This is a genomic window from Roseovarius sp. MMSF_3359 (assembly GCF_030733385.1).
Taxonomy (GTDB): Bacteria; Pseudomonadota; Alphaproteobacteria; order Rhodobacterales; family Rhodobacteraceae; genus Roseovarius.
The window spans coordinates 177037-202300 of record NZ_JASHJC010000003.1 but is presented as its reverse complement, the minus strand read 5'-3'; the positions used below and the strand labels follow the sequence as shown (position 1 = coordinate 202300).

Genomic DNA, 25264 nt, shown 5'->3' with positions numbered 1-25264 from the left:
CTATGCTGCATAGCAGAAAGTCTAGAAGGATTTATTCAATATGGCAACGCAAGACGACGTCGCAGCTGTTGATATCGACAAATTGAACGCGAATCTCGCGCGTGTCGAAGAGCTCTCGAAGCGGTTGGTGAATGCGTTTGCAAACCATAATCCGGCCAACCCTTCGCTGGGCGGCCCGTCGCCGGATTTGTTTGCAAAAGCCGCAACTTCCTATTGGACAGAGATGCTGGGCAACCCCGGGAAACTCTTCGAGAACCAGTTGGAGTTCTGGGGCAAGTCGGTGCAGCATTACATCGATGCCCAACAATTATTGCTGCAAAGCGGCGCCGAAGAGGGTGCGGATGCAGAAAAACCGCGCCCGAGCGACAAGAGATTCGCCAATCCGCTTTGGGAGACGAACCCTTATTTCAAATATATCAAAGATCAGTATCTGCTGAACGCCGAAGCCATCGAAAAGGCCGTCAGCGAGGCGGATGACCTCGATGCCAAGGATCAGCAACGGCTGAACTATTTCTCGCGGCAGATCATCGACATGATGTCGCCCACGAATTTCCTTGGCACGAACCCCGATGCGCTGGAGCGCGCGGTGCAGACCGAGGGCGAATCGCTGGTCAAAGGTCTGGAAAACCTGGTGGCTGATCTTGAGGCGAATAACGGAGAGGTCGTCGTGCGCCTGGCGGACGAGACCGCGTTCGAGCTGGGCGAGAATATCGCGACCACACCGGGCGAAGTGGTCTATCGCAACAAGATGATGGAGCTCATACAATATGCGCCGACGACCAAGAAGGTGCATGAGATCCCGCTCGTGATCTTTCCGCCCTGGATCAACAAGTTCTATATTCTTGACCTCAAGGAACAGAACAGCCTGATCAAATGGATCACGGATCAGGGTTACACGCTTTTTGTCGTCTCCTGGGTCAACCCCGATGCGTCCTTGGCGGATGTCGGCATGTCGGATTATGTCGAGGACGGGTTCCTGACCGCGATCCGTGAGGTCAAGGCGATCACCGGGCAGAAGCAGGTCAATGCGGTAGGCTACTGTATCGCCGGGACGACCCTGCACCTGACGCTCGCGCTCCTTGCCAAGCGCAAGGACAGCAGCATCAAATCGGCGACTTTCTTCACTGCGCTGACCGATTTCTCGGATCAGGGCGAATTCCTGCCCTTCCTGCAGGATGATTTCATCGACGGGATCGAGGAAGAGGTGAGCGCGCAAGGCATCCTTCGGTCCTTCATCATGGGGCGCACGATGTCGTTCCTGCGCTCGAATGACCTGATCTACACGCCCGCGATCAAGAGCTACATGATGGGAGAAACCCCGCCTGCTTTTGACCTGCTCTACTGGAACGGTGACGGGTCGAACCTGCCGGGCAAGATGGCGATGGATTATCTTCGGGGCCTGTGTCAGCGCAACGAATTCGTCGATGGCGGGTTCGAGTTGCTGGGCGAAAAGATCCATATCAAGGATGTGAAGGTACCGCTGATGTCCATCACCTGCGAGACCGACCATATCGCGCGGTGGAAAGATTGCTATCGCGGGTTCCAGATGACCGGGGCCAAGGACAAGACCTTCATCGTCTCGCAATCCGGGCATATCGCAGGGATCGTCAATCCGCCGTCCAAAAAGAAATACGGGCATTACACGAATGACGATCTGAGCCTCGGTGCCGATGCCTGGATGGAGGGCGCCGACTTCCACGAAGGGTCGTGGTGGCCGCTTTGGGAAAAGTGGCTGCGCAAGCGGTCTGGCAAGAAGGTTGACCCTAGGGAACCCGGTGATTCGAAGCATGAACCGCTGAGTCCGGCCCCCGGGACCTATGTCCGCCGCAAGGCAAATGCTTTGTGATCAAGGCTTTAGGTCGTCGTGTAAAAATTTTGCTGCAGTGCAGAAAAAAGACTTGAAATGCTGCGGCGCAGCATGCATATTCTTTGCATACGCAGAAGGGCGGTTTGGGCCGCCGAGAGCAAAAGGAACAACACAATGGCTAAAGCACAAGACATCAACACCGTAATGAAAGACATCATGGGCGCATTCCCCGTCGACACCAAAGCGATGGAAGACGCGTTCAAGAACCAAGCCGCTCTGAACGAAAAACTGTCGGGCGTTGCTCTGACAGCTGCTGAGCAGTCGGCTGAAATCTCGAACAAATGGACCAAGGAAACCCTGGCCAAGCTGAACGACATGACCAAAGCGAAATCGGAGCCTGCCGACTACGCCAAAGCCATGACCGACTTCGCATCGGCCAGCGCCGAAGTTGCCGCCGAGAACATGGCTGCCTTCGCTGAAGTTGCCAAGAAAGTTCAAATGGAAACTGTTGAGCTGCTGATGTCGGCCGGCAAAGACCTGCAAGAAGACGCAGCCAAAGCCGTCAAGAAAGCAACTGACGACGTGACTGCCGCTGCCAAGAAAGCTGCAAGCGCGAAGTAAGTAGACCATACGTGTCCGTACCCTCCCTGTCGGACGCATCAAGCGGGGGCGAGCCATTGCGGCTCGCCCTTTCTTTTTGTGCTGCAGTAGCATAAGCTATGCTGCACCGCTGCATCTTCGGGGAGGAAAGCGACTTGGCTGATAGTGATAAACCGTTGCTGATAAAGCGATATGCCAGTCGGCGGCTCTATAATACCGAAACGTCCGATTACGTGACGCTCGAGGATATTGCCGAGTTCATCCGCGACGGTCGCGAGGTGCAGATTATCGACCTGAAATCCGGTGATGACCTGACCCGGCAGTACCTCTTGCAGATCATTGCCGAGCATGAAAGCCGCGGTGAAAACGTCCTGCCGATCAACGTGCTGAACGACCTTGTCCGCAGCTACACGAACCACGCGACGAGCATGGTGCCTGAATTCCTGCAAAGCAGTTTCGAGATGCTGCGCGAAGGGCAATCCAAGATGATGGAGAACATGACCAAGGCCAACCCGCTTGCCGGAATGCCTGGCATGGAAGCCATGCGCGCGCAGCAAGAAGCCTTCATGAAGGCCATGACCGGCGGGTTGGGGGCCATGGGGTCCACTCCCGAAGCGAATGCCGACGAGGGCGAGAGCAGCGCCGATGACGACAATCTCGACGACATCAAGAAGCAGCTTGCCGACCTGCAGGACAAGCTCTCCAAACTGGGAAAATAAGCGCCGATGGCCAATAGCCCGGGCCGGATCACCCTTTGGGGTATCGAAGTTTTCATGGCCGCGGCAGATGAGCGGTCGATCTCGGCTGCGGCACGCAGGCTCGGGGCCAGCCCGTCTGCGGTAAGTCAGCAGCTAACCAACCTGGAATCGGCGGTGGGGGCGACGCTTCTGCAACGCAATGCGCGCCCCATCCGGCTGACGCCCGCGGGCGAGATCATGCACCGCCGCGCGCAGGCCATCCTGAACGAGGCCGCGCAGGCCCGCGCCGAACTGGCGATGTCGGATCTGTCGATGCTGACCCGGTTCCGGCTGGGCATGATCGAAGACCTTGAAGCCGATGTGACGCCCAAACTCCTGACCCATATGGCCGGGGAGTTGAAGGGCTGTCAGTTCCTGCTCGAAACCGGGGCGAGCCATCACCTTTATGACCAGCTCGACGCGCGCGCGCTCGATGTTATCGTGGCCGCCGAACTGGGGGCCGAAGATGACTGGGTCGAGGTCCATCCGCTCCTTTGCGAAGGGTTTACCGTTGCCGCCCCGCGCGGGGTGATCGACCCGAAGGGCAACGTGCTGCGCCAACTCCGGCGTCTGCCGCTGATCCAATACACGCAGCGGCAATATATCGGGCGGCTCGTCACCTCGCATCTCGCACGGCAGAACATCTCGCTGCCCCACCGGTTCGAACTCGATAGCTATCACGCCATCCTTGCGCTGGTCGGGCAGGGGGCAGGCTGGTCGATCCTGACCCCTCTGGCGCTGATGCGGGCGCGCCGGTTTGCGGATCAGATCGACGTTTTCGAGCTGCCTTTCGACCCGCTCTCGCGCAACATCTCTTTGACCGCGCGCAAGGGTATTTTTCAGGACATGCCCGGGAAAGTGGCCGAAACGCTCAAACCGATCCTGACCGAGAGCATCGTTGCCCCGGCGATCCGGAAGCACCCGTTCCTGGCCGACCTGATCGAGGTCTTCTGAGCGTCAGTAGAAACTCTGCGGGTCGATATCGACACTCAGGCGCAACTGGTTCGACAGGCGCATCTGCCCGATCCACTCCGCCACGGCACCTTGCAAAGCCACACCTTTCGGCGCCTTGACCAGCAGTCGCACGCGATGGCGCCCCCGGATGCGGGCGATTGGCGCGGGGGCGGGGCCGTAGACCTGTGCCCCGATCCGGCGCAGAGGCGCATCGCGGCGGGCCAGATCATTGCCGACATCAAACACCTCCTGCATGTCCGGTGAGGACAGGATGATGCCCGCCATGCGCCCGAACGGCGGCACCCCCGCATGGTGTCGCTCATTGGCCTCGGCGCGCCAGAACCCTTCTTCATCGCCCGACAGGATCGCGCGGATGACCGGGTGTTCGGGCTGGAAAGTCTGCAACAGGGCGGTACCCTTGCGGGTGCTGCGCCCGGCGCGCCCCGCCACCTGCCGCATCAGTTGGAATGTCCGCTCCGCGGCGCGCAGGTCCGACCCCTGAAGCCCGAGATCCGCGTCGATTACGCCGACTAGTGTCAGCATGGGGAAGTTATGCCCCTTGGCCACAAGCTGCGTGCCGATGATGATATCGGCGCCCCCCTCGGCAATCTCTTCGATCTGAGCCTTCAGCGCACGGGCGGAGCCGTAAAGGTCCGACGACAAGGTGGCGATCCGCGCGTCGGGGAAAAGGGCGCTCGCCTCTTCGGTCAGGCGCTCCACCCCCGGGCCAACGGCGGCGAGCTTGTCTTCGACGCCGCAGGACGGGCAAGCCTGTGGCATCGGCTTCGTTTCGCCGCATTGATGGCAGACCAGACGTTTGAGGAACCGGTGTTCGACCATGCGGGCATCGCAGTGATCGCACCCCACCTGATGCCCGCAGGCCCGGCAGAGGGTGATCGGCGCATACCCACGCCGGTTGATGAACAAAAGCGCCTGTTCGCCTGCCGCGATGCGCGATTGCACCGCCTGCTGCAGGCTGGGTGAGATCCAGCGGTTCGACGGCAGCTTTTCGGCGCGCATGTCGATGGGGCGGATGTCGGGCATCACCGCTTCGCCATAGCGCGAGGTCAGTTCCAGCTTGCGGTACTTCCCGGCCTCCGCATTGGTCCAGCTTTCGAGGCTGGGGGTCGCGGAGGCCAAAACCACCTGCGCACAACAGATCGACGCCCTGAGGACGGCCATGTCGCGCGCATTATAAAGAACGCCATCCTCTTGTTTATAGGACGTATCATGCTCCTCATCGACGATGATGAGGCTAAGGTTGCGAAACGGCAGGAAAAGCGCGGATCGTGCGCCCACGACCACCTGCGCCGCGCCCTGTCCGACCATTTTCCACACCCGGCGGCGTTCGGTCATCGTCACGCCCGAATGCCATTCCGCCGGGGCGGCGCCGAACCGGGCGGCAAAGCGGGTCAGGAATTCGGCGGTCAGGGCGATTTCCGGCAGCAGCACCAGGGCTTGCTGACCCCCGCGGATCGCTTCGGCCACGGCCTCAAGATAAACCTCGGTCTTCCCCGATCCCGTCACGCCGCGCAGCAGGGTGGTGCCATACTGGCCGGACCGCACGTTTTCGATCAGCGTGTTGGCGGCCGCCTGCTGATCGCTGGTCAGCTCCTTGCGGGCGTGGTCGGGGTTGAGCGGCGGGTAGGGCAGGTCGCGCGGCGTGGCCTCTTCATAGACGACGCCCTGCTTGACCAACCCCTTGACGACCGAGGTCGACACGCCCGCCTGTTCCGCCAGTTCCTTGAGCGTGAAAGAGAGCCCACCATAGTCGCGCAGGACCTCGATCACCCGGCGGCGCGCCTCGGTCGCGCGGTCCGGATCCCCCCGGCCCAGCCGATAGACTTTCTGCATCGACGGCGGATTGCTCAGCCCCGGCGCGCGGGTCGCAAGCCGCAGCATCGCAGGCATCGGCGTCAGCGTGTAGTCGGCCGCGCGGCGCAAGAATTCCTGCATCTCGTCCCGCATCGGGGCCACGTCCAGAACGCGGATGATCGCGCGTGCCTTCTTGAGGTCGAAACCGCCAATCCCGGGACCCCAGACAACGCCCGGCACCTTGCGCGGGCCAAGCGGCACTTCGACGAACGCGCCGAGATGACAGCCACCTTCCGGTGCCTTGTAATCCAATGTCCCGCCAAGCGGTTGCGTCGTCAGCACCGCGACCAGCGACCCGGGATCGTAAAACTCAGGCAGATCGGCGGTCAACAGGGGCTCCGGTTCAGGGGTTTCGGCAGGTCACTCTATGAGGTAAACGCTAGGAGATGAAACTCCAACCCGAGTAAATGGACCCTTGAGATGAAATTTTTCGTAGACACCGCCGAAGTCGATCAGATCGCCGAATTGAATGACCTTGGCATGGTCGATGGCGTCACCACCAACCCGTCGCTTATCATGAAATCGGGCCGTGATATCCTCGAAGTGACCAAGGAAATCGCCGACATGGTCGATGGCCCGGTCAGCGCCGAAGTGGTGGCGACCGACGCGGATGCGATGATCGCCGAGGGGCGCAAGCTGGCAAAGATTGCCGACAATATCGCGGTCAAGGTGCCGCTCACCTGGGCGGGCTTGAAGGCGTGCAACGTGCTCACGAACGAGGGCAACATGGTCAATGTGACGCTTTGTTTCTCGGCCAATCAGGCGCTTCTGGCGGCCAAGGCGGGGGCCACGTTCATCAGCCCCTTCATCGGGCGTCTGGATGATATCAACCTCGACGGCATGGAGCTGATTTCCGACATCCGGCAGATCTATGACAATTACGGCTACGAGACGCAGATCCTCGCCGCCTCCATCCGTACCGTGAACCACGCTTATCAATCCGCCATGATCGGCGCCGACGTGATGACCGCGCCGCCGAAGGTCATCAAGCAGATGGCCGAGCATGTGCTGACCGACAAGGGATTGGACGCATTTTTGAAAGATTGGGAAAAAACAGGGCAGCAAATCCTCTGAACTCGTGGTATAAGGCCGAAAAAGAAAACTGAGGCAATTTAATGAGTAGCAAGCACGAGATTGACGAGTCTCTGCGCGACCATATCATCGCGCAACCTGATGTTATCCTTGAAGATCAAGACCTTATGCGCGCGCTTGTGGCCGCGAATGAACGCGCGATGGGCGATAATATCGTCGATCTGCGCGGCATCGCGATGAAGCGGCTCGAGGCGCGGCTTGATCGTCTTGAAGATACGCATCGCAGCGTAATCGCGGCCGCCTATGACAACCTCGCCGGGACAAATCAGGTGCATCGCGCTGTTCTGCGGATGCTCGATCCGGTGGAGTTCGAATCGTTCCTGATGGACCTGGGTGGAGAGGTGGCGAGCATCCTGCGCGTTGACACGATCCGCCTTGTCCTGGAGACAGTGCAGGATGAGAACGATCCGGCGGTAAAGAAACTGGGCGATGTCCTGTCGGTGGCCGAACCGGGCTTCATCGACGCATACCTGAACACCGCCAAGACAGGATCATCGCGGCAGGTCACCTTGCGCCAGACCCATGAGGGTGACAGGCAGATATACGGCGAGGACGCGGAATATGTCCGGTCCGAAGCCTGCCTGCTTCTCGATTTTGGCGAGGGGCGGTTGCCGGGCATGCTGGCGCTTGGCTCTGAGGATCCGCACCAGTTCACGCCGCAGCAGGGTACTGATCTGCTGGCCTTCTTCGCAGGTGTCTTTGAACGGGCGATGCGCCGCTGGCTGTCATGATCTCCGCCGCCGCCCGAGATGCGCTGCAAGGCTGGCTTGAAGCCCGCAAGGCGCTTGGCGGGGCGGCGGATAACACGATTGACGCATACGGGCGGGACGTGACCGGATTTCTGGCTTTCATGACCGAACACAAGGGCGACGGGCAGGGCCTTGGCGCCCTGGCCCGGATTTCTGTCGGAGACATGCGCAGTTGGATGGCGTCCGAGCGTGGCCGCGATGTCGGTGCGCGGTCCTTGGCGCGCAAACTCTCGGCGGTCAAGAGCTTCTATCGCTGGCTCTCCGAGCGCGAGGGGTTAGAGCCGACAGCGGTCCTGGCGACGCGGTCACCCAGGTTCCAGCGTAAACTGCCGCGTCCGCTTTCACCTGAGGCCGCGCAGGAAGTTCTGGAAACCGTCGAGATGCAGCATGACACGCCGTGGATCTCGGCGCGGGATCAGGCGGTGGTGACGTTGCTTTATGGCTGCGGGTTGCGGATATCCGAAGCACTCGGCCTTTGCGGACGCGATCTGCCGCTGGAGGATGTTCTGCGGATCATCGGCAAGGGGGGCAAGGAGCGTGTCGTGCCCGTGATGCCCCCGGTGCGCCAAGCGATGGCGCATTACGTCGATCTATGCCCGCACCCGCAGGGCGATGACCTGCCAGTGTTTCGCGGACAGCGGGGGGGCAAGTTAAACCCCCGGCTGGTGCAGAAACTGATCGAAAATGTGCGCCTGCAATTGGGCTTGCCTGCAAGCGCCACCCCCCATGCCATGCGCCACAGCTTTGCCACCCACCTTCTGAATGCCGGTGGCGATCTGCGGGCCATTCAGGAGCTCCTGGGTCATGCCTCGCTTTCCACCACGCAGGCCTACACCGCCGTTGATACCGCGCGCCTGATGGAGGTCTATCAGGCGGCGCATCCCAAAGCCTGATTGCACCTAGCGGGCTTTTGCGCCATGAGGGGGCCATGACACGAGAAATCAAGGCGTTGGCCGTTCATCTCTTCACCGCCACGGGCGCGGTTTTCGCCATGCTGGCCATGTTGGCAGCCGTTGACGGCAAGTGGAGCCTCATGTTCCTGTGGCTTGTCGTGGCCTTCGTGGTGGACGGTATCGACGGCCCGCTGGCCCGGAAATACGAGGTCAAGAGATACGCGGCCCAGTTCGACGGCAATATCCTCGACATGATCATCGACTATCTCACCTATATCTTCATCCCGGCCTTCGCGCTTTTCAAATCGGGCTTGTTACCGGGCTGGACGGGTTGGTTCGCGATCATCGTCATCACCTTTTCAAGTGCGCTCTACCTCGTCGATACGCGCATGAAAACAAAGGATAATTCATTTTCCGGGTTTCCCGCCTGCTGGAACATGCTGGTGCTGGTCCTCTTTGCGATTGAACCGAATTTCTGGATCAGCCTGGTGCTGGTGGCGGTTCTGGCAGGGGCCATGTTCCTGCCGCTCAAGTTCATTCACCCGGTGCGGACCGAACGGTGGCGGCTGCTGTCGTTGCCGATGGCGCTTGCGTGGACGTTCTTTGCCGGTTGGGCCGCCTGGGTCGATTTCCATCCGCAAAGCTGGGCGCATTGGGGTCTTGTCGTCACCTCGGTCTATCTGATCTTTGCGGGCATCGCCCAGCAGATCGTGCCCCCGCGCAACAAACCCCTGATGTAGCTGATTTGCGGCCTTGTCGGCAGGGTTGGTCCAACTGTTCAGATCAACAATCCGGCCGCTTTTTCATGCTTCAATAGCCACACCTTGGTCTCCACCCCGCCCATGCCGGAGAACCCGCCTAGGGTCGTGGCGCCAAGCACCCTGTGACAGGGAATGATGACCGGGATCGGGTTGCCGCCACAGGCCCCACCGATGGCTTGGGCAGGCACGCCAAGCTCACCCGCCAGATCGCCATAGGTTCGCGTCTCCCCCAACGGGATCGCATACATCGCATCACAAACCGCCCGCTGAAGATCGGACCCGTCGACCTGCAAAGGCAAGTCAAACGCCTCCAATGTCCCGTCGAAATACTGGCGTAGTTGTTCAAGCGCCGCCTGCAATTCGGGCGTCACGTCTCCCGACGGTTCATCCACCCATCGTACGCGGAAAATCCTGCCCTCACGGGCATCGACGGTCAGCGGGCCGATTGGGGTATCGAGACTTGCAGAGGGCATGACGCCAATCTGACCGCGATCCCTGATCCCCGCAACCCGGATCATGACGGGACCTCTTGGTTATGCGCCAATCCGAGGCACGGGCCAGTGGCCCGAGACGAGATAACCGGCGTGCGCGACAGCGCACTCCTTTTGGTAACAACCGACAAAAAAACCGCCCCTGAAAAGAGGCGGTTTCAATGAAAAATCCTCAACCGCGGTTCATGCGATTTTCGATCAGGTCGTCTACCACCGCCGGTTCGGCGAGGGTCGAGGTATCCCCCAAGGCACCATAGTCATTCTCGGCGATCTTGCGCAGGATACGGCGCATGATCTTGCCGGAACGGGTCTTGGGCAGGCCGGGGGCCCATTGGATCAGGTCCGGGGAGGCGATCGGGCCGATCTCCTGACGGACCCAGTTACGCAACTCGGTCTTTAGTTCATCGGTGTATTCTTCCCCGGCCATGAGCGTCACGTAGCAATAGATGCCCTGGCCCTTGATCTCATGCGGGTAGCCCACAACCGCGCTTTCCGAGACCTTGGGGTGGGCGACCAAGGCGCTTTCCACCTCAGCGGTACCCATCCGGTGACCTGAGACGTTGATCACGTCATCGACGCGGCCGGTGATCCAGTAGTCGCCGTCGGCATCGCGTTTGCAGCCGTCGCCGGTAAAGTAATAGCCCTTGTAGTCGGCGAAATAGGTCTTTTCGAACCGCTCATGGTCGCCCCAGACGGTGCGCATCTGACCCGGCCAGCTGTCGCGGATGCAAAGCACCCCTTCGACATCATTGCCTTCGACGATCTCACCGCTTGCAGGCTCCAGCACGACCGGCTCGATGCCAAAGAACGGCTTCATCGCCGAGCCGGGTTTGGTCGCGTGCGCGCCGGGCAGGGGGGTCATCAGGTGGCCACCGGTTTCGGTCTGCCACCATGTGTCGACGATGGGGCAGCGCCCACCCCCGACGACATTGTAATACCAGGTCCAGGCTTCGGGGTTGATCGGTTCCCCAACGGTGCCGAGGATCTTGAGGCTGCTGAGGTCGCAGGCCTCGACAAAGGCATTCCCCTGTCCCATCAGCGCCCTCAAAGCCGTCGGCGCGGTGTAGAACTGGTTCACCTTGTGTTTCTCGCACACTTGCCAGAACCGGCTGGCATCGGGGTAGGTCGGTACGCCCTCGAACATCAGGGTCGTCGCCCCGTTGGCGAGCGGGCCGTAGACGATATAGCTATGCCCGGTGACCCAGCCGACATCGGCGGTGCACCAATAGACATCCCCGTCGTGGTAGTCGAAGGTCATCTGGTGCGTCAAAGAGGCATAGACGAGATACCCGCCCGTTGTATGCACAACCCCTTTGGGTGCGCCGGTGGAGCCGGACGTGTAAAGGATAAAGAGCGGATCTTCGGCGCCCATCGGCTCGGGCGGGCAATCTGCATCAACCCTGGCCTGTACCTCGTGCAGCCAGTGATCGCGCCCCTCTGCCATCGCCACGTCGCCGCCGGTGCGTTGCACGACCAGCATCTTGCAATCGTGGTCCACGTTGTTGAACGCCTTGTCGGCATTGACTTTGAGTGCGGTGTTACGCCCGCCACGTGGGGCCTCGTCGGCGGTGACCAGGAGTTTGGCCTCCGATCCGTTGACGCGGGCCGCCAGCGCATCAGGGGAAAACCCCGCGAAGACGATGGAATGGATCGCGCCAATCCGGGCGCAGGCCAGCATGGCATAGGCGGCCTCGGGGATCATCGGCATGTAGAGCACGACCCGGTCGCCCTTGCCCACGCCAAGCGCCTTCATGGCATTGGCCATCTTGCAGGTATTCTCATGCAACTGCTTGTAGGTGATGTGCTGTGCGTCCGCATTGGGATCGTCCGGTTCCCAGATGATCGCGGTCTGATCGCCCCGGGTCGCAAGGTGGCGGTCGATGCAGTTGGCGGCGATGTTCAACTGGCCGTCTTCAAACCACTTGATCGAGACGTTCCCGAAATCGTAGCTGACATCCTTGACCTTGGTGAAGGGCTTGATCCAGTCCACGCGCTTGCCCTGCTCGGCCCAGAAACCGTCGGGGTCCTGGATCGACGCGGCATACATCTCATCGTATTTCTTGGCGTCGACCAGCGCGTTGGCAGCAAATTCGGCGGAGGGCGGATAGGTATTATCGCTCATATCGGTCCCTGTCTTTGTTGTTTTGTTGAACAAACCTTGCCTGCCTCCTGAGCGGAGTGCAACCCATCAGCATGGGCAGGTCCGGTTCAGATCGCCAGGTATTCGGCGCGCAGCTCTTCGTTTTCGAGCACTTCGGAAGCTGTGCCGTCGAAGGCAATCCCGCCGGTGTCGAGGATGATGCAGCGATCCGCAAGCTCCAGCGCCCGCACGGCGTTCTGCTCCACCAGGATCGTGGTGATCCCCTGTTCCTTGATGATGCGCAGGGTCTTTTCGATCTCGTCGACGATCACCGGCGCCAAACCCTCGTAGGGCTCATCCAGCAAAAGCACCTTGATGTCCCGGGCCAGGGCGCGGGCCACGGCCAGCATCTGCTGCTCGCCGCCCGAAAGGGTCACGCCTTCCTGTTTGCGGCGCTCGCGCAGGCGTGGGAAGAGCTCGTAAAGCCGGTCGATGGACCAGCCGATGGGCGGGGCAATCTGCGCCAGTTGCAGGTTCTCCTCGACCGTGAGGCCGGGGATGATGCAACGATCCTCGGGGACGAGGCCGATACCCGCCGCCGACGCCTCATGGCTTTTCATGTTGTGCAACGGCTGATGGTCGAGCCAGATCTCACCATGGTTGAGCTGCGGGCTATCCATCCGGGCAATAGACCGGAGCGTCGTGGTCTTACCCGCGCCATTGCGGCCGAGAAGCGCCAGGATCTCACCCTCGTGGACGTTAAAGCTGATGTCCTGAACGATATAGCTTTCGCCGTAATAGGATTGCATCCCCCAGACCGACAGGAAGGCGGGGGCGGTTTCGGCGCGGTTCACGCCCTTCGAGAAATCGGGTTTGACGTTCATCTGTTCTGTCCCCCTGATTTATGCCGATTCACCAAGATACGCTTCGCGCACCTTGGGATGGCCCTTGATGTTGTCGGGCGTGTCTTCGACCAGCGGTGTGCCCTGGGCCAGAACGGTGATCCGTTCGGCCAGTGAAAACACCACGTGCATATCGTGTTCGATGATTGCGATGGTGATGTCGCGCTCGTCACTGATCTGCTTCAACAGGTCGATCGTGTTGTTGGTGTCGGCCCGCGCCATGCCGGCGGTCGGCTCGTCCAGCAGCAACAGACGCGGGTTCTGCGACAGGCACATGCCGATCTCGAGCCGCCGCTTGTCGCCCCGGCTCATCGAGGCCGAATTCATGTGCCGCTTGTCGGCCATGTTCAAGCTGTCGAGGACATGTTCCGCCTGTTCGATGATCGTCTTTTCATTCGACGAGCTTTCGATGGCGTGCATGCGGAAGGCCCCGTCACGCTTGGCGAAGATCGGGATCATCATGTTTTCCAACACGCTCAGCTCGCCGAAGATCTCGGGCGTCTGGAACACGCGGGAAATGCCCATCTGGCAGATCTCGTAGGGTTTGCGCCCCAGCACCGACTGGCCGTCGAACATCACCGACCCGGTGTCGGGAATGAGCTTACCGATCAGGCAGTTGAGCAGCGTCGACTTGCCCGCCCCGTTGGGGCCGATGATCGCGTGGACGCTGTTTTCCTCAACGCTGAGGTTCACATCGCCAAGCGCCTGCAGGCCGCCGAAACGCTTGTTGACGTTTTTGACTTCAAGGATACCCATCATTCAGTCTCCTTATTCCGCAGGGGTCGATTGGGTGGCTTCGTCATCGGTGTCCGATGATTTCCGGCGCTTGAAGAGCCGCTTGACGCGCTGGCCACCTTCGACAAGTCCGCCGGGCAGGAAGATCACGATCAGCATGAACATGACACCGAGGGTCAGGTGCCAGCCCTTGCCCACGAAGGGATAGATCAGCGTGACCATCAGGTCTTCGAGCCCCTCAGGCAGGAAGGAGAACCAGTTATGCAAAACGGTGCTGTTGATCTTCGAGAAGATGTTCTCGAAATACTTGATGAGACCAGAGCCGAGGACCGGCCCGATCAGGGTGCCGGCACCACCGAGAATGGTCATCAGCACGACCTCCCCCGAAGCCGTCCATTGCATCCGTTCGGCCCCGGCCAGCGGGTCCATCGCCGACAGAAGGCCACCGGCAAGACCGGCATACATGCCCGAGATCACGAAGGCCGCCAGCGTGTAGGGCCGCGCGTTGAGCCCGGTATAGTTCATCCGCGTATTGTTCGATTTGATCGCCCGGAGCATCATCCCGAAGGGTGAGCGGAAGATACGGATCGACAGGTAGAACATCGCGATCATGATGATGGCGCAGAGGTAGTAACCGGCGTTGAACTGAAACTCCCAGGCACCGATCTGCAGTTTTTCCGTGGCGCGCATGCTGAGGCCGAAGAGATGCGGCAGGTCCGGCGCGCTGGCCGAGTGGAAGATCTGCGGGTCGTCGGCATAGACCTGAAGGCCGGTCTCACCGTTGGTCAGGTTGAACTTGGGGTTCGACAGGACCGAATAGGCCAGCGCGAAGGACATCTGCGCAAAGGCCAGCGTCAGGATCGAGAAGTAGATGCCCGAACGCCGCAGGCTCACGATGCCGATCAGGTACGCGAAGATACCCGAGGTCACGACCGAGAGCATGATGCCCGGCAGCACGTTGTAGCCCAGCAGTTTGAACATCCACACGCAGGAATAGGAGCCCACACCCAGGAAAGCCGCGTGGCCGAAGCTGAGATACCCGGTCAGGCCGAAGAGGATGTTGAACCCGATGGCGAAGATGCCGAAGATCACGAATTTCTGCATCAGGTCGGGGTAACCGGCATTGAACTGCGCCAGCCCGGAGTCGCTTGGGAACGGGTTCAGCAGGAACGGAGCCAGCAGCGCCAGAGCCATGACGATCAGCAGGAGGTTGAAGTCTTTCTTGTTCAGTCCGAGCATGGCTTATTCCTCCATCACGCCTTTTTTGCCCATCAGACCGCGCGGACGTGTCAGCAGGACGATGATGGCGACAAGGTAGATGATGATCTGGTTGATGCCTGGGATGGTCGTGGTGGCCCAGGTGGTCGAGGCATAGCTTTCAAGCACACCAAGCAGGAAGCCGGCGGCGACAGCGCCCGGAAGCGAGCCCATGCCGCCGACCACGACGACCACGAAGCTCAGCACAAGGAAATCCATCCCCATGTGATAGTTGGGCGGGTTGATGGGCGTGTACATGACGCCCGCAAGCCCCGCGACGGCGGCGGCGATGCCGAACATGATGGTAAAGCGTTTGTCGATGTCGATGCCCAGAAGCCCCACGGTTTCGCGATCCGCCATGCCAGCCCGCACGACCATCCCGAAGGTGGTGAATTGCAGGAAGGCAAAGACCGCACCGATGATGAGGGCCGCGAAGAAGAAGTAGATCAGCCGCCAGTAGGGGTAGATGATGACATTCGGATCGAAGCCCACGAGGGTGCCCAGATCGACCGCACCGGCGAGCGCATCGGGCGCCGGGGTCGGGATCGGGTTGGCGCCGTAGAAATACTTGATGACCTCCTGCAGCACGATGGCCAGGCCGAAGGTCACGAGGATCTGATCCGCGTGGGGGCGTTTGTAGAAATGCTTGATAAGCCCACGTTCCATGATGAAGCCCACGGCAATCATCACCGGGATCGCGAAGAGGATCGCGAGCGGCACGGACCAGTCTATGATCGCGGCGCCGGTCTCGGGGCCGAACCAGTTATGGACGTAAGGGGTCTCGACCTTCAGCGGATTGCCGAGAAAGTCCTTCTGGGTCTCGTCGATGGTCACCGTGCTGAGGCTCAAGAGGCGCTGCAGGAAGACCGCGCAGAAGGCACCGATCATGAAAAGCGCACCGTGCGCGAAGTTCACCACGCCGAGCGTACCGAAGATCAGTGTCAGCCCGAGGGCGATCAGCGCATAGGCCGAACCTTTGTCGAGACCGTTAAGCGTTTGAAGAATGATTGCGTCCATTGTTCCCACCCGTGGGTTTAAGAGATGCGGCAAATATACCGGGGAAGGGCGTCAAATTCCGGCCGCACGCACCGGGGCGTGCGGCCGGAGAACAGAGGGCTTAGGCGCCCGGGTTACACTCGCCGAGGGTCGCGTCGTCACCGCCGAACATCGGGTGGTTCGGCGCATAGGTGACCTGGTCAACCGGCGTGATTTCGACGATTTCCAGCGTGTCATAGGCATTGGTCGGGTTTTGCGCGCCGCGCACAACCAAAACGTCCTTGAAGCACTGGTGGTCTTCGGCACGGTACAATGTCGGACCGTTACCGAGGCCGTCGAATTCGAACCCTTCGAGGGCTTCGACAACACCGCAGGGGTTGAACGTGCCAGCACGTTCGCAGGCATCGGCATAAAGCAGTACCTGCGCGTAGCATGTCTGCGCCGAGTTGGACGGCGGTTTGCCGTATTTCTCGCCGAAGGATTTGACGAACTGCTTGGAGCCTTCATTGTCAAGCTGCCAGTTGTAGTTCATCGAACCAAGAACACCCTTGATGTTCTCGCCCGCACCGGCGGCCATCAGTTCCGAGTAGAGCGGCACGACGATCTTGAAGTCCTTGCCGTTCACCTGCTTCGACAGCAGGTCGAACTGGATGGCGTTCGACAGCGAGTTCACCATGTTGCCGCCGTAGTGGTTCAGGACCAGCACGTCGGCGCCCGAGTTCAGAACCGGCGTGATGTAGGACGAGAAGTCGGTCGAGGCGAGCGGGGTCTTGACCGTATTCACGGTTTCCCAGCCAAGGGCCTCGGTCGAGGCGACAATCGACTCTTCCTGGGTCCAGCCCCAGTTATAGTCCGCGGTCAGGTGATAGGCGCGGCGATCCTTGCCCATCTCGTTGGCCAGCACCGGCGCCAGCGCGGCACCCGACATGTAGGCGTTGAAGAAGTGACGGAAACCATTGGCCTTGCGGTCCTTGCCGGTGGTGTCGTTGGCGTGGGTCAGACCCGCCATGAAGATCACACCTGCCTCCTGGCAGAGACCCTGAACGGCCACGGCCACGCCCGAGGACGAGCCGCCATTGATCATGATCGCGCCGTCTTTTTCGATCATCGACTTCGCCGATGCGCGCGCGGCGTCGGATTTGGTCTGGGTGTCGCCGGTCACGAACTCGACCTTCTTGCCCAGGATGCCGTTGCCCTTGAGCGCCTTCGACGTGAAGGTGTTCAGGCAGCCGCCGTCGCCTTCGCCGTTCAGGTGCTCGACCGCCAGCTGCTGCGCCAGCAATTCGTCGCTGCCTTCGTCGGCATAGGGGCCGGTCTGCGGCACGTTGAAGCCCAGCGTGACGGAACTGCCGGTCGGCTCGTTCGTATACGCAGCGGCTGAAGACGCGGTAAAGATCGTCGGCATCGCAATGCCGGCACCCGCGATGGCGCTATTTCTTAGCAGCCCGCGGCGCGTCAGGTTTGATTTGGACATTGATATCCTCCCTTGAATAATTCGAGGGGAGGGCCTCCTCTGCGCCTCCCCCGATGGCACAGTTGTGCAAAGGGATTATCGCGCAGGACAAGAAAATTTCGCAACAAATGCTTTTGGCAAAACAATATTCTTGTAAAGAAATGTACAAAGATACGCTTCCGTTTGTAAAAAAGTTTATATACCGTGTGGGAAGTCGCGCAAATCACTGGAAAAAACTTGATGGCGGAAAGCTCGATTATCGGCACCCGGATCCGCGAAAGGCGGATCCAGCAGGGGATCCGGCAATCGGAACTGGCTAAGCAGGTCGGAATATCGCCGTCGTATCTGAACCTCATCGAACATAACCGGCGCAGAATCGGCGGCAAGATCCTTAATCGTCTGGCCGAGGTTCTGGAGGTGGAGCCGTCGCTGCTTTCCGAAGGGGCCGAGGCCGAGTTGATTGCGACGCTGAACGAGGCAGCGGCGGGTCGCAGCGGGGCCGGTGAGCGCGCCGAGGAGTTTGCTGGCCGCTTCCCTGGCTGGGCGCAGCTTCTCGCCGGGTTGCATCACCAGAATGCCACGCTCGAACAAAGCGTGCGCACCCTGACCGACCGGCTGACCCATGATCCGCATCTGGCCGCCTCGCTGCACGATGTGATCTCGACGGTGACGTCGATCCGTTCCACCGCGTCGATCCTGGTCGAGACCAAGGAGCTTGAGCCGGAATGGCAGGGGCGGTTTCATCGCAACATCAACGAGGACAGCACCCGTTTGGCCGAAGGCGCGGAGGCGCTGGTGCGCTATCTCGAAGCTGCGCCAGACACCGGCGCGGAAATCAAATCGCCGCAGGATGAACTGCATGCCTTCCTGTCGGAGAAAGGGTTCCACTTTCCGGCGCTCGAAGGCGAGGCCAGCGATGCAATGGTCGAGGTGGTTTTGCAGTCCGCCGACAGCCTGCAATCCGAGGCCGCCCGGCAGATTGCCCGCGATGTCCTCTACCAGTACCGTCGGGACGCAGAGGCCCTCCCGCTCCGGGACGTGTTGGAGGCTGTGGGGCGGCATGGCGTTGCCCCCGAACGCCTGTCGGAGGCCCTCAAGACGGATCTGGCAACGCTCTTTCGGCGCCTTGCGATGCTGCCGGAGGCCGAGGTCGGCCTTGTCGGCCTGGCCATCTGCGACGGCTCCGGCACGTTGATTTTCCGCAAACCCCTGCCGGAGTTCTCGATGCCGCCGGTTGGCAGCGCCTGTACACTCTGGCCGCTCTACCAGGTATTGGCGCAGCCGCAGACCCCGGTGCGGGCGCTGGTCCGGCAGGTGGGGCGCGATGCCCAGGTGGCAAGCGCGCTTGCCGTCTCCGAAGAGGTGCGCGCCGCCAGTTTTAGCCAGCCCGCCCTGATGCGGGCGCATATGTTGATCCTGCCCGCCGCAGGGGCCGCGCAGGACGATGCGCGCGATGTCGGGGTGACCTGCCGTATCTGTCCGTTGGCGACCTGCGCGGCGCGGCGCGAGCCGTCGATTATCGAGGGCGGGTTTTGACAGAGGCGCAGACAACGATAATAGTGCGTGGGCGGGGAAACGCTGTTTGATCGGAATGGGAGGCCGGTTGAGTGGGCAGACAAGTATTGCTGATTGAAGACGAGCCGAACATTATCGAGGCGATCCGGTTCATCCTGTCGCGCGATGGGTGGGACGTGAAAACCCATTCAAACGGGGTGGATGCGGTCGATGCCGTACGCGCGCGTATGCCGGACGTCATTATCCTGGACGTGATGCTGCCGGGCAAAAGCGGTTTCGACATCCTGACGGAAATTCGCGGTGATGCCGCCCTGGCGCAGATGCCCGTGCTGATGCTGACGGCGCGGGGGCAGACCAAGGATCGCGAGATGGCCGAGCGGGCGGGGGCGAGCCATTACATGACCAAACCGTTTTCCAACGCCGAGATTCTCGAAACCGTACGGCAACTGGTCGTGACATGAGCACCGAGCCGGGCCCCGTCTTCGTCGAGCGGCGCACCTATCGCCGCCGTCGGCTGGTCGATGCGGCGCGGCTGTTGCCGGTCCTGGGCGTGGCGCTCATCTGTCTGCCGCTTCTTTGGATCAGTGACACCGGGACGACGACATCGACCACCTATGCGATGATCTATTTCTTCGGGCTATGGGTGGCGTTGGTCGTAGTGACGGGGCTTTTGGCGAAGTACCTCAAGGAAGGCACCGATCTGCGGGCAGAGGACGACAACGGCAGCAGCAGCGGACCCCCAGGGGAGGCATAGATGCCAACGCTCAACATGCTTGTCCTGGTCTGCCTGCTCTACGTGGTGCTGCTGTTTTTGGTGGCTTTCGCGGCCGACCGCGCGGCACTTCGCGGGCGGGGCAAGTGGTTGCGTTCGCCCATCGTCTACACGCTCTCGCTGTCGATTTATTGCACCGCCTGGACCTTTTATGGCGCAGTTGGATTTGCGGCGCGGTCGGGTCTGGAATTCGTCACGATCTATCTTGGCCCCACGCTGGTGATGATCGGCTGGTGGTGGGTTTTGCGCAAGATGGTGCGGGTGGGTCAGGCACAAAGGATCACCTCCATCGCGGATCTCATCAGTTCGCGGTATGGCAAGTCGAACACCCTTGCGGTTTTTGTCACCTTGCTGGCGGTGGTCGGCACGACGCCTTATATCGCGCTGCAATTGCAATCGGTTACGCTCTCCTTTGCCGCCTTTGCTGAAACCGGCCCGGACACCGCCCAAGCGATGAGCCGTCAGGCCACGGCCTTTTGGCTGGCGCTGGGTCTGGCGCTTTTTACCATCCTCTTCGGCACCCGAAACCTTGATGCCAACGAACGCCATCATGGCGTTGTCATGGCCATCGCACTCGAGGCCGTGGTCAAGCTCTTTGCGCTGCTGGCGGTGGGGGTGTTCGTCGTCTGGGGGTTGGCCGGTGGGGTCAGCGAAACACTGGCGCGGATCGATGCCTCGGAGATTGCGGAGTGGAACGTCTCGGGCAGCCGCTGGATCGGGCTCACAGCGTTGTCGGCCGCGGCGTTCCTCTGCCTGCCGCGCATGTTTCAGGTCATGGTCGTCGAGAACGAAAACGAAGATCACCTGCGCACGGCCGCCTGGGCCTTTCCGGCCTATCTGATGCTGATGAGCCTCTTCGTGGTGCCGATTGCCGCCGTGGGGCTCGACCTATTGCCGAAATCGACCAATCCGGATCTTTTCGTGTTGAGCCTGCCGCTGGCCGAGGGGCGCGAGGGGTTGGCGATCTTGTCTTTCCTTGGCGGTTTTTCTTCGGCCACGTCGATGGTGATCGTCGCGGCCATTGCGCTCAGTACGATGGTCTCAAATCATATCGTCATGCCCATCTGGCTCAACATGACCGGCGGCAATGCGGTGATCTCCGGTGATGTGCGGCAGGTTGCGCTCCTGGCGCGGCGGCTTTCCATCGCGGGCATCGTCTTCCTGGGCTATCTCTATTTCCAGATCTCCGGCGGCGGCACGGCGCTTGCCAAGATCGGCCTTGTGTCCTTTGCCGGCGTGGCGCAGTTCCTTCCGGCGATGATCGGGGGGCTCTTCTGGCGCGGCGCCACGCGCACGGGCGCTCTGGCGGGCCTGTTGATCGGCTCGGTCGTCTGGCTCTACAGCCTGTTTCTGCCCAGTTTCGGCGCGTCGATGGTGCTCTCCGAAGACATCATGCAAAACGGCCTTCTCGGGTTGAGCTGGCTGCGGCCGCAGGCGCTTTTCGGCGCCGAAGGGATGGACCCCCTGGTGCATGCGGTGATGTGGTCGATGCTCTTGAATACGAGCGGTTTCATCCTGTTCTCGCTCCTGAGCTTCCCCAAACCGATCGAAAGGTTGCAGGGCGCGCAGTTTGTCAACGTCTATGACCATTCGCCGACCACCGGCGGCTGGACCGGCGGATTAGCCCAGACAGAGGATCTGTTGATCATGGCGCAGCGGATCATGGGCGGATCGCAGGCGCAGTCCTTCTTTGCCCGCGCGGCGGAACGTCAGGGGATCGGCGGGTACCTGCCCGAACCATCCCCGGATTTTCTGCAGGCGCTTGAGCGGGAGTTGTCGGGATCGGTCGGCGGCGCGGCGGCCCATGCGATGGTCGGGCAGATCGTTGGCGGTGCGTCCGTTTCGGTCGAGGACCTGATGGCGGTTGCTGATGAGACGGCGCAGATCATGGAGTATTCCAACAGGCTCGAGGCGAAATCGACCGAGCTTACCCGCACGGCCCGGCAATTGCGCGAGGCGAATGAGAAGCTCACCCAATTGTCGCGGCAGAAAGATGCGTTCCTCAGCCAGGTCAGTCACGAGTTGCGCACACCGATGACCTCGATCCGCGCCTTCTCCGAGATCCTGCGCGACAGCGATGCGCTCAAACCCGCGGAGTCGAGCAAATATGCCTCGGTGATCCATGATGAGGCGATCCGGCTCACGCGGTTGCTCGACGACCTTCTGGACCTCAGCGTTCTCGAAAGCGGGCAGGTCAGCCTCAATGTGCAAACCGGTACCCTTGGCGATCTTCTTGACCGGGCGGCGGCCTCGGCGGCGGGCGGATCAGGCGATCTCGAGATCCGGCGCAAGCGCGGGGACGAGGATATCGTGCTCTCTACCGATCTCGACCGGCTAGCGCAGGTCTTCATCAACCTCATCGCCAATGCCCGCAAATATTGCGATGCCAACAAGCCCAGCCTGACGATTTCCACACGGGTTGCCGGTGATACGCTGCTTGTCGATTTTATCGACAACGGGACCGGTATCCCGACGGACAAGCAGGGCGTCATCTTTGAGAAGTTCTCGCGGATCGGCGACACCAAGGCCGGTGGCGCGGGGCTGGGCCTTGCGATCTGCCGCGAGATCATGGCGCGACTGGGCGGTCAGGTGACCTATCTGCCGGGGCAGGGCGGGGCCGCCTTTCGGGTCATCCTGCCGCTGCAAGAGCGTCTGGCGGCACAATAATCTGCGCCTCTAAAGGTATTCGTAACCATATCGCCTGTAGGGTCAGGCCGAACGCAGCCGGAACAGGCAGCTTTGGATCAGATGGCGACAGAAGAACAAAAATCAGTCATTCATCGCAAGGCGATGGGCGGGCGCGATGAATTCGACGCCCGGGTGATGTCACCGTCCAAGGCCCTGCGCCTGGCGCTTGCGAAGGTGTCGGCAGATTTGTTCGGGCTGGCCGTGACCGTCACGACGGTGCAGCAGGTGAAGTTGCCCAACAAGGATATCCAGGCCGAGACCGGCGATGACGGCCTCCTTCTGCTTCTGGATGGGGAGGCGGGCGCGCGGGGGGCGGCCAAGGTCGATTGTCAGTTCCTGACCGCTTTGATCGAGGTGCAGACAACCGGCAAGGTCCGCCAGGGCGAGGCGCAGGACCGCCCTTTTACGCGGACTGACGCGGCCATCGTGGCGCCGCTTCTGGATGCGGTTCTCGCCCGGTATGACAGTCAGCTTGCCGATGCCATGCTAGGATTCCTGAAGGAAAACTTCCGTTTCGGCGACATGATGGAGGATGCCCGCACGCTGGCCCTGGCGCTGGAGGCGCCGGATTTTGACCTCTATCGCCTGACACTGGATGTGGATGACGGGGCCAAGACCGGGGTCTTGACCCTGCTGCTGCCCCATCGTGAAATTGCGCCCGAGACGGAAAAGCCTGGCAAGGTGCGGCAGGAAAGTTCGGCCAGCCTTGCCAAGAACGCGCTGGAAGCGCAGGTCGCGATCGAGACGGTTCTGGCTCGCATCAAGATGCCGCTCAAGGAGATCTGCGATCTGGCGCCCGGTATGGTTTTGCCCTTGAAAGCCATGTGCCTGAAGGATGCGCAGTTGGTGGCGGGCGATGGGCAGATCGTCGCCCGGGTTCGCCTGGGGCAGATGAACGGCATGCGCGCGGTGATGTGCGTGGCGCCGCTCAGTGCTGACGCAGAGAGCGCGGTTGAGCCGGAGGAGGCGGGATCAAAACCCGGTCTGATTGCGAAAAGACCGGCGCCCAGGCAAGGGGGAGCTCATGATGTGGTGGAAGGACAGGCGCACCCGGTGCCAGAGCAACCTCAACCCGGTTCCAAGGACACGCCGCAAAACGCCGCCGAGTTGCCCGAGTTCGGACAGCAGCCAGATCAAGGGGCAGGCGGTGATGAGGAAGATGCCGATGAACTAAGCCAATCGGATCTGATGCGCGCCGCGCAATCGCTGCAGGCTTCGGTCCGCGAAGAGGCCTGAGGTTGTCCTAAAGCTTGTTGACGGGCACCTTGAAAAACACATCACCCTGTTCGTCCTCGGGTGGCATCCGTCCGGCGCGCATATTCACCTGAAGCGATGGGATGATGAGTCTCGGCATCGGCAGGGTGGCATCGCGCGTGTCACGCATCGCGACGAAATCGTCACAGGACGTACCGCCTCCCACATGCACATTGCGCGTTTTCTGCTCGGCAACGGTTGTCTCCCATGCAAACTCGTCACGTCCCGGTGCCTTGTAGTCGTGGCCGACAAAAATCCTGGTTTCGTCCGGAAGTGCCAGGATTTTCTGGATCGAGTTGTAGAGCGTTTCAGACGACCCGCCGGGGAAATCGCATCGGGCGGTGCCGAAATCGGGCATGAAAAGCGTGTCGCCCACAAAGGCCGCATCGCCGATCACGTAGGTCAGGCACGCGGGCGTGTGACCGGGGGTGTGCAGCACGTCACCGCGCAACTGCCCGATGTGAAAGCTGTCCCCTTCGACAAAAAGCTGATCGAATTGCGAGCCGTCGCGTTGAAATTCGGTACCCTCGTTGAACACCTTGCCAAAGGTATCCTGCACCACGCGGATCCGGTCCCCGATGCCGATCTTGCCGCCGAGCCGTTCCTGGATATAGGGCGCGGCAGAGAGGTGATCGGCGTGGACGTGACTTTCCAGAAGCCATTGCACGTCATAGCCCTTTTCCCTGACATATTCGATGATCTGGTCCGCCGACCGGGTGTCGGTGCGACCCGCCGCATAGTCGAAATCCAGGACCGAATCGATGATCGCGCAGGCGCTGCCCTCCGGATCACGCACGACATAGGAAATCGTATTGGTGGCGTCGTCGAAGAACGCTTTGACGTCGGGCTTCATTCTGGCCTCCCGTTACGGTGTGGTGGTTTGCCAAGTACTGCCGACAGACAAGCAATCGCGTTGATCTGTGTCAAGGCAGGCGGCTTCTCGACATGGCAAAGTTGGGCAACGGTCGGTGAGCGGGCAGATGGCACGGCACGCCGTCCTTCCATCGGCCACCACCCTGAAGATTGGGCGGCCCTTGGGAGAGTCGAGGTCGAGATTACCTTAGGTTGTGTTTGAGTGAGAATACCTGTCACACGGCCCAGAATCAGGGCGGATATGCACCGGCCAAGGGGGCCATGGGCGGCCGAGAAACTCGCGAAAGCGCAAATTTTAGAGAGATCAGCCGATTTTTGCCGAGATTAAAATTTACGCAACTGACATATTTCTGTGCAAATTCGGTGCGATGAAGGATTTACGTTCTGTTAACTCGTCGGTGCTTCACTCGTTGAGTTGCCCGACTGGAAAATGAATAATAATACCTCTATGGTTGTAAAATAACGCCTGGGAGAAGTCACTGTGAGCAATTTTGATACGCGGCTTGATCTTCTGATCCACAAGATCAAGCAGGAAAGTCCGAGCGCCCGATTTCGGCTGCAACCCCAATTGGGCCGCCTCATTGTCGAGATGGAGGCGCAGGGATCGAAAGTGCAGCGGCGCACCAAGCTGCTGAACGAAGAGTTGCTTAACGAGGCCATCGAAGCGCAATTTGACAACATGCCCGTCTGAGCACCTTTGACCTGCGCTTGCACGGCGCTGAAATCTTCGTAGTAATTGTCCCCATTGGGTAGCAAAGAGCAGCTGGGAGGGGACGTTGG

General features: G+C 60.8%; 23 protein-coding genes. 14 read left to right on the top strand and 9 right to left on the bottom strand.

All coding sequences use genetic code 11. From position 1 onward, the window contains the following. Positions 1 to 40: 40 nt before the first annotated feature. The 4 genes from RBB29_RS06000 (at position 41) to RBB29_RS05985 (ending at position 4098) form a co-directional block, all read left to right on the top strand. Positions 41 to 1846: an alpha/beta hydrolase gene (locus tag RBB29_RS06000; protein ID WP_306113649.1), complete on the top strand. Its 1806-nt coding sequence runs from the start codon at positions 41 to 43 to the stop codon at positions 1844 to 1846. Between the two features lie 135 nt (positions 1847 to 1981). Then, positions 1982 to 2428 (top strand): phasin family protein, encoded by a 447-nt coding sequence (locus RBB29_RS05995; RefSeq protein ID WP_306113648.1) that lies wholly within the window; start codon positions 1982 to 1984, stop codon positions 2426 to 2428. Between the two features lie 134 nt (positions 2429 to 2562). Continuing rightward, entirely contained in the window at positions 2563 to 3126 is a 564-nt protein-coding gene (gene phaR / locus RBB29_RS05990) for a polyhydroxyalkanoate synthesis repressor PhaR (protein ID WP_306113647.1), read from the top strand. Between the two features lie 6 nt (positions 3127 to 3132). Further along, positions 3133 to 4098, top strand: coding sequence for a LysR family transcriptional regulator (locus RBB29_RS05985; protein WP_306113646.1), 966 nt, complete (start codon positions 3133 to 3135; stop codon positions 4096 to 4098). A 3-nt stretch (positions 4099 to 4101) separates the two neighbouring features. Here RBB29_RS05985 and RBB29_RS05980 read toward each other — a convergent pair whose 3' ends face one another. Next, positions 4102 to 6303 (bottom strand): primosomal protein N', encoded by a 2202-nt coding sequence (locus tag RBB29_RS05980; protein ID WP_306113645.1) that lies wholly within the window; start codon positions 6301 to 6303, stop codon positions 4102 to 4104. Between the two features lie 90 nt (positions 6304 to 6393). Here RBB29_RS05980 and fsa point away from each other — a divergent pair, with 90 nt between their 5' ends. From fsa to RBB29_RS05960, 4 genes are read left to right on the top strand one after another with little or no spacing between them, the layout of a single operon-like run. Continuing rightward, positions 6394 to 7047, top strand: coding sequence for a fructose-6-phosphate aldolase (gene fsa, locus RBB29_RS05975; RefSeq protein WP_306113644.1), 654 nt, complete (start codon positions 6394 to 6396; stop codon positions 7045 to 7047). Between the two features lie 41 nt (positions 7048 to 7088). After that, entirely contained in the window at positions 7089 to 7796 is a 708-nt protein-coding gene (locus RBB29_RS05970; protein ID WP_306113643.1) for a DUF484 family protein, read from the top strand. Then, entirely contained in the window at positions 7793 to 8707 is a 915-nt protein-coding gene (locus tag RBB29_RS05965; protein WP_306113642.1) for a tyrosine recombinase XerC, read from the top strand. Before RBB29_RS05970 ends, RBB29_RS05965 begins: the two co-directional genes overlap by 4 nt. Positions 8708 to 8742: 35 nt before the next feature. Further along, positions 8743 to 9447 carry a phosphatidylcholine/phosphatidylserine synthase gene (locus RBB29_RS05960; RefSeq protein ID WP_306113641.1) on the top strand — a complete coding sequence of 235 codons (705 nt, stop codon included), beginning with the start codon at positions 8743 to 8745 and terminating at the stop codon, positions 9445 to 9447. A gap of 38 nt (positions 9448 to 9485) precedes the next feature. Here RBB29_RS05960 and RBB29_RS05955 read toward each other — a convergent pair whose 3' ends face one another. From RBB29_RS05955 to RBB29_RS05925, 7 genes are all read right to left on the bottom strand, one after another. Beyond that, positions 9486 to 9986, bottom strand: a complete 501-nt coding sequence (locus RBB29_RS05955; RefSeq protein ID WP_371931427.1) for a methylated-DNA--[protein]-cysteine S-methyltransferase — start codon at positions 9984 to 9986, stop codon at positions 9486 to 9488. A gap of 145 nt (positions 9987 to 10131) precedes the next feature. Then, positions 10132 to 12081 carry an acetate--CoA ligase gene (gene acs, locus RBB29_RS05950; protein ID WP_306113640.1) on the bottom strand — a complete coding sequence of 650 codons (1950 nt, stop codon included), beginning with the start codon at positions 12079 to 12081 and terminating at the stop codon, positions 10132 to 10134. An 86-nt stretch (positions 12082 to 12167) separates the two neighbouring features. Next, positions 12168 to 12923, bottom strand: coding sequence for an ABC transporter ATP-binding protein (locus RBB29_RS05945; RefSeq protein WP_306113639.1), 756 nt, complete (start codon positions 12921 to 12923; stop codon positions 12168 to 12170). 18 nt (positions 12924 to 12941) lie between these two features. Continuing rightward, the gene (locus tag RBB29_RS05940; RefSeq protein ID WP_306113638.1) at positions 12942 to 13697 is read right to left on the bottom strand and encodes an ABC transporter ATP-binding protein; all 756 of its coding nucleotides are present in this window, start codon (positions 13695 to 13697) and stop codon (positions 12942 to 12944) included. A gap of 12 nt (positions 13698 to 13709) precedes the next feature. Then, complete coding sequence (locus RBB29_RS05935; RefSeq protein ID WP_306113637.1) at positions 13710 to 14915, bottom strand: branched-chain amino acid ABC transporter permease; 1206 nt, start codon at positions 14913 to 14915, stop codon at positions 13710 to 13712. 3 nt (positions 14916 to 14918) lie between these two features. Next, positions 14919 to 15950, bottom strand: a complete 1032-nt coding sequence (locus RBB29_RS05930; RefSeq protein ID WP_306113636.1) for a branched-chain amino acid ABC transporter permease — start codon at positions 15948 to 15950, stop codon at positions 14919 to 14921. Positions 15951 to 16050: 100 nt separating this feature from the next. Further along, a complete protein-coding gene (locus RBB29_RS05925; protein WP_306113635.1) occupies positions 16051 to 17403 on the bottom strand; it encodes a substrate-binding protein in 1353 nt (450 codons plus the stop codon). A 219-nt stretch (positions 17404 to 17622) separates the two neighbouring features. Here RBB29_RS05925 and RBB29_RS05920 point away from each other — a divergent pair, with 219 nt between their 5' ends. The 5 genes from RBB29_RS05920 (at position 17623) to RBB29_RS05900 (ending at position 23593) form a co-directional block, all read left to right on the top strand. Beyond that, positions 17623 to 18918, top strand: a complete 1296-nt coding sequence (locus tag RBB29_RS05920) for a helix-turn-helix transcriptional regulator (protein WP_306113634.1) — start codon at positions 17623 to 17625, stop codon at positions 18916 to 18918. 71 nt (positions 18919 to 18989) lie between these two features. After that, positions 18990 to 19358 carry a response regulator transcription factor gene (locus RBB29_RS05915; RefSeq protein ID WP_306113633.1) on the top strand — a complete coding sequence of 123 codons (369 nt, stop codon included), beginning with the start codon at positions 18990 to 18992 and terminating at the stop codon, positions 19356 to 19358. After that, positions 19355 to 19651 (top strand): hypothetical protein, encoded by a 297-nt coding sequence (locus RBB29_RS05910; protein ID WP_306113632.1) that lies wholly within the window; start codon positions 19355 to 19357, stop codon positions 19649 to 19651. The genes RBB29_RS05915 and RBB29_RS05910 overlap by 4 nt, the downstream gene beginning before the upstream one ends. Further along, on the top strand, positions 19652 to 22336 hold the full coding sequence (locus RBB29_RS05905) for a sensor histidine kinase (protein ID WP_306113631.1): 2685 nt from the start codon (positions 19652 to 19654) through the stop codon (positions 22334 to 22336). 81 nt (positions 22337 to 22417) lie between these two features. Continuing rightward, positions 22418 to 23593 carry a FliM/FliN family flagellar motor switch protein gene (locus RBB29_RS05900; protein ID WP_306113630.1) on the top strand — a complete coding sequence of 392 codons (1176 nt, stop codon included), beginning with the start codon at positions 22418 to 22420 and terminating at the stop codon, positions 23591 to 23593. Between the two features lie 7 nt (positions 23594 to 23600). On the opposite strand, the gene RBB29_RS05895 is transcribed toward RBB29_RS05900, so the two are convergent. Further along, complete coding sequence (locus RBB29_RS05895) at positions 23601 to 24464, bottom strand: MBL fold metallo-hydrolase (protein WP_306113629.1); 864 nt, start codon at positions 24462 to 24464, stop codon at positions 23601 to 23603. A gap of 501 nt (positions 24465 to 24965) precedes the next feature. Here RBB29_RS05895 and RBB29_RS05890 point away from each other — a divergent pair. Next, entirely contained in the window at positions 24966 to 25175 is a 210-nt protein-coding gene (locus tag RBB29_RS05890) for a hypothetical protein (protein ID WP_306113628.1), read from the top strand. Positions 25176 to 25264 lie beyond the last annotated feature (89 nt).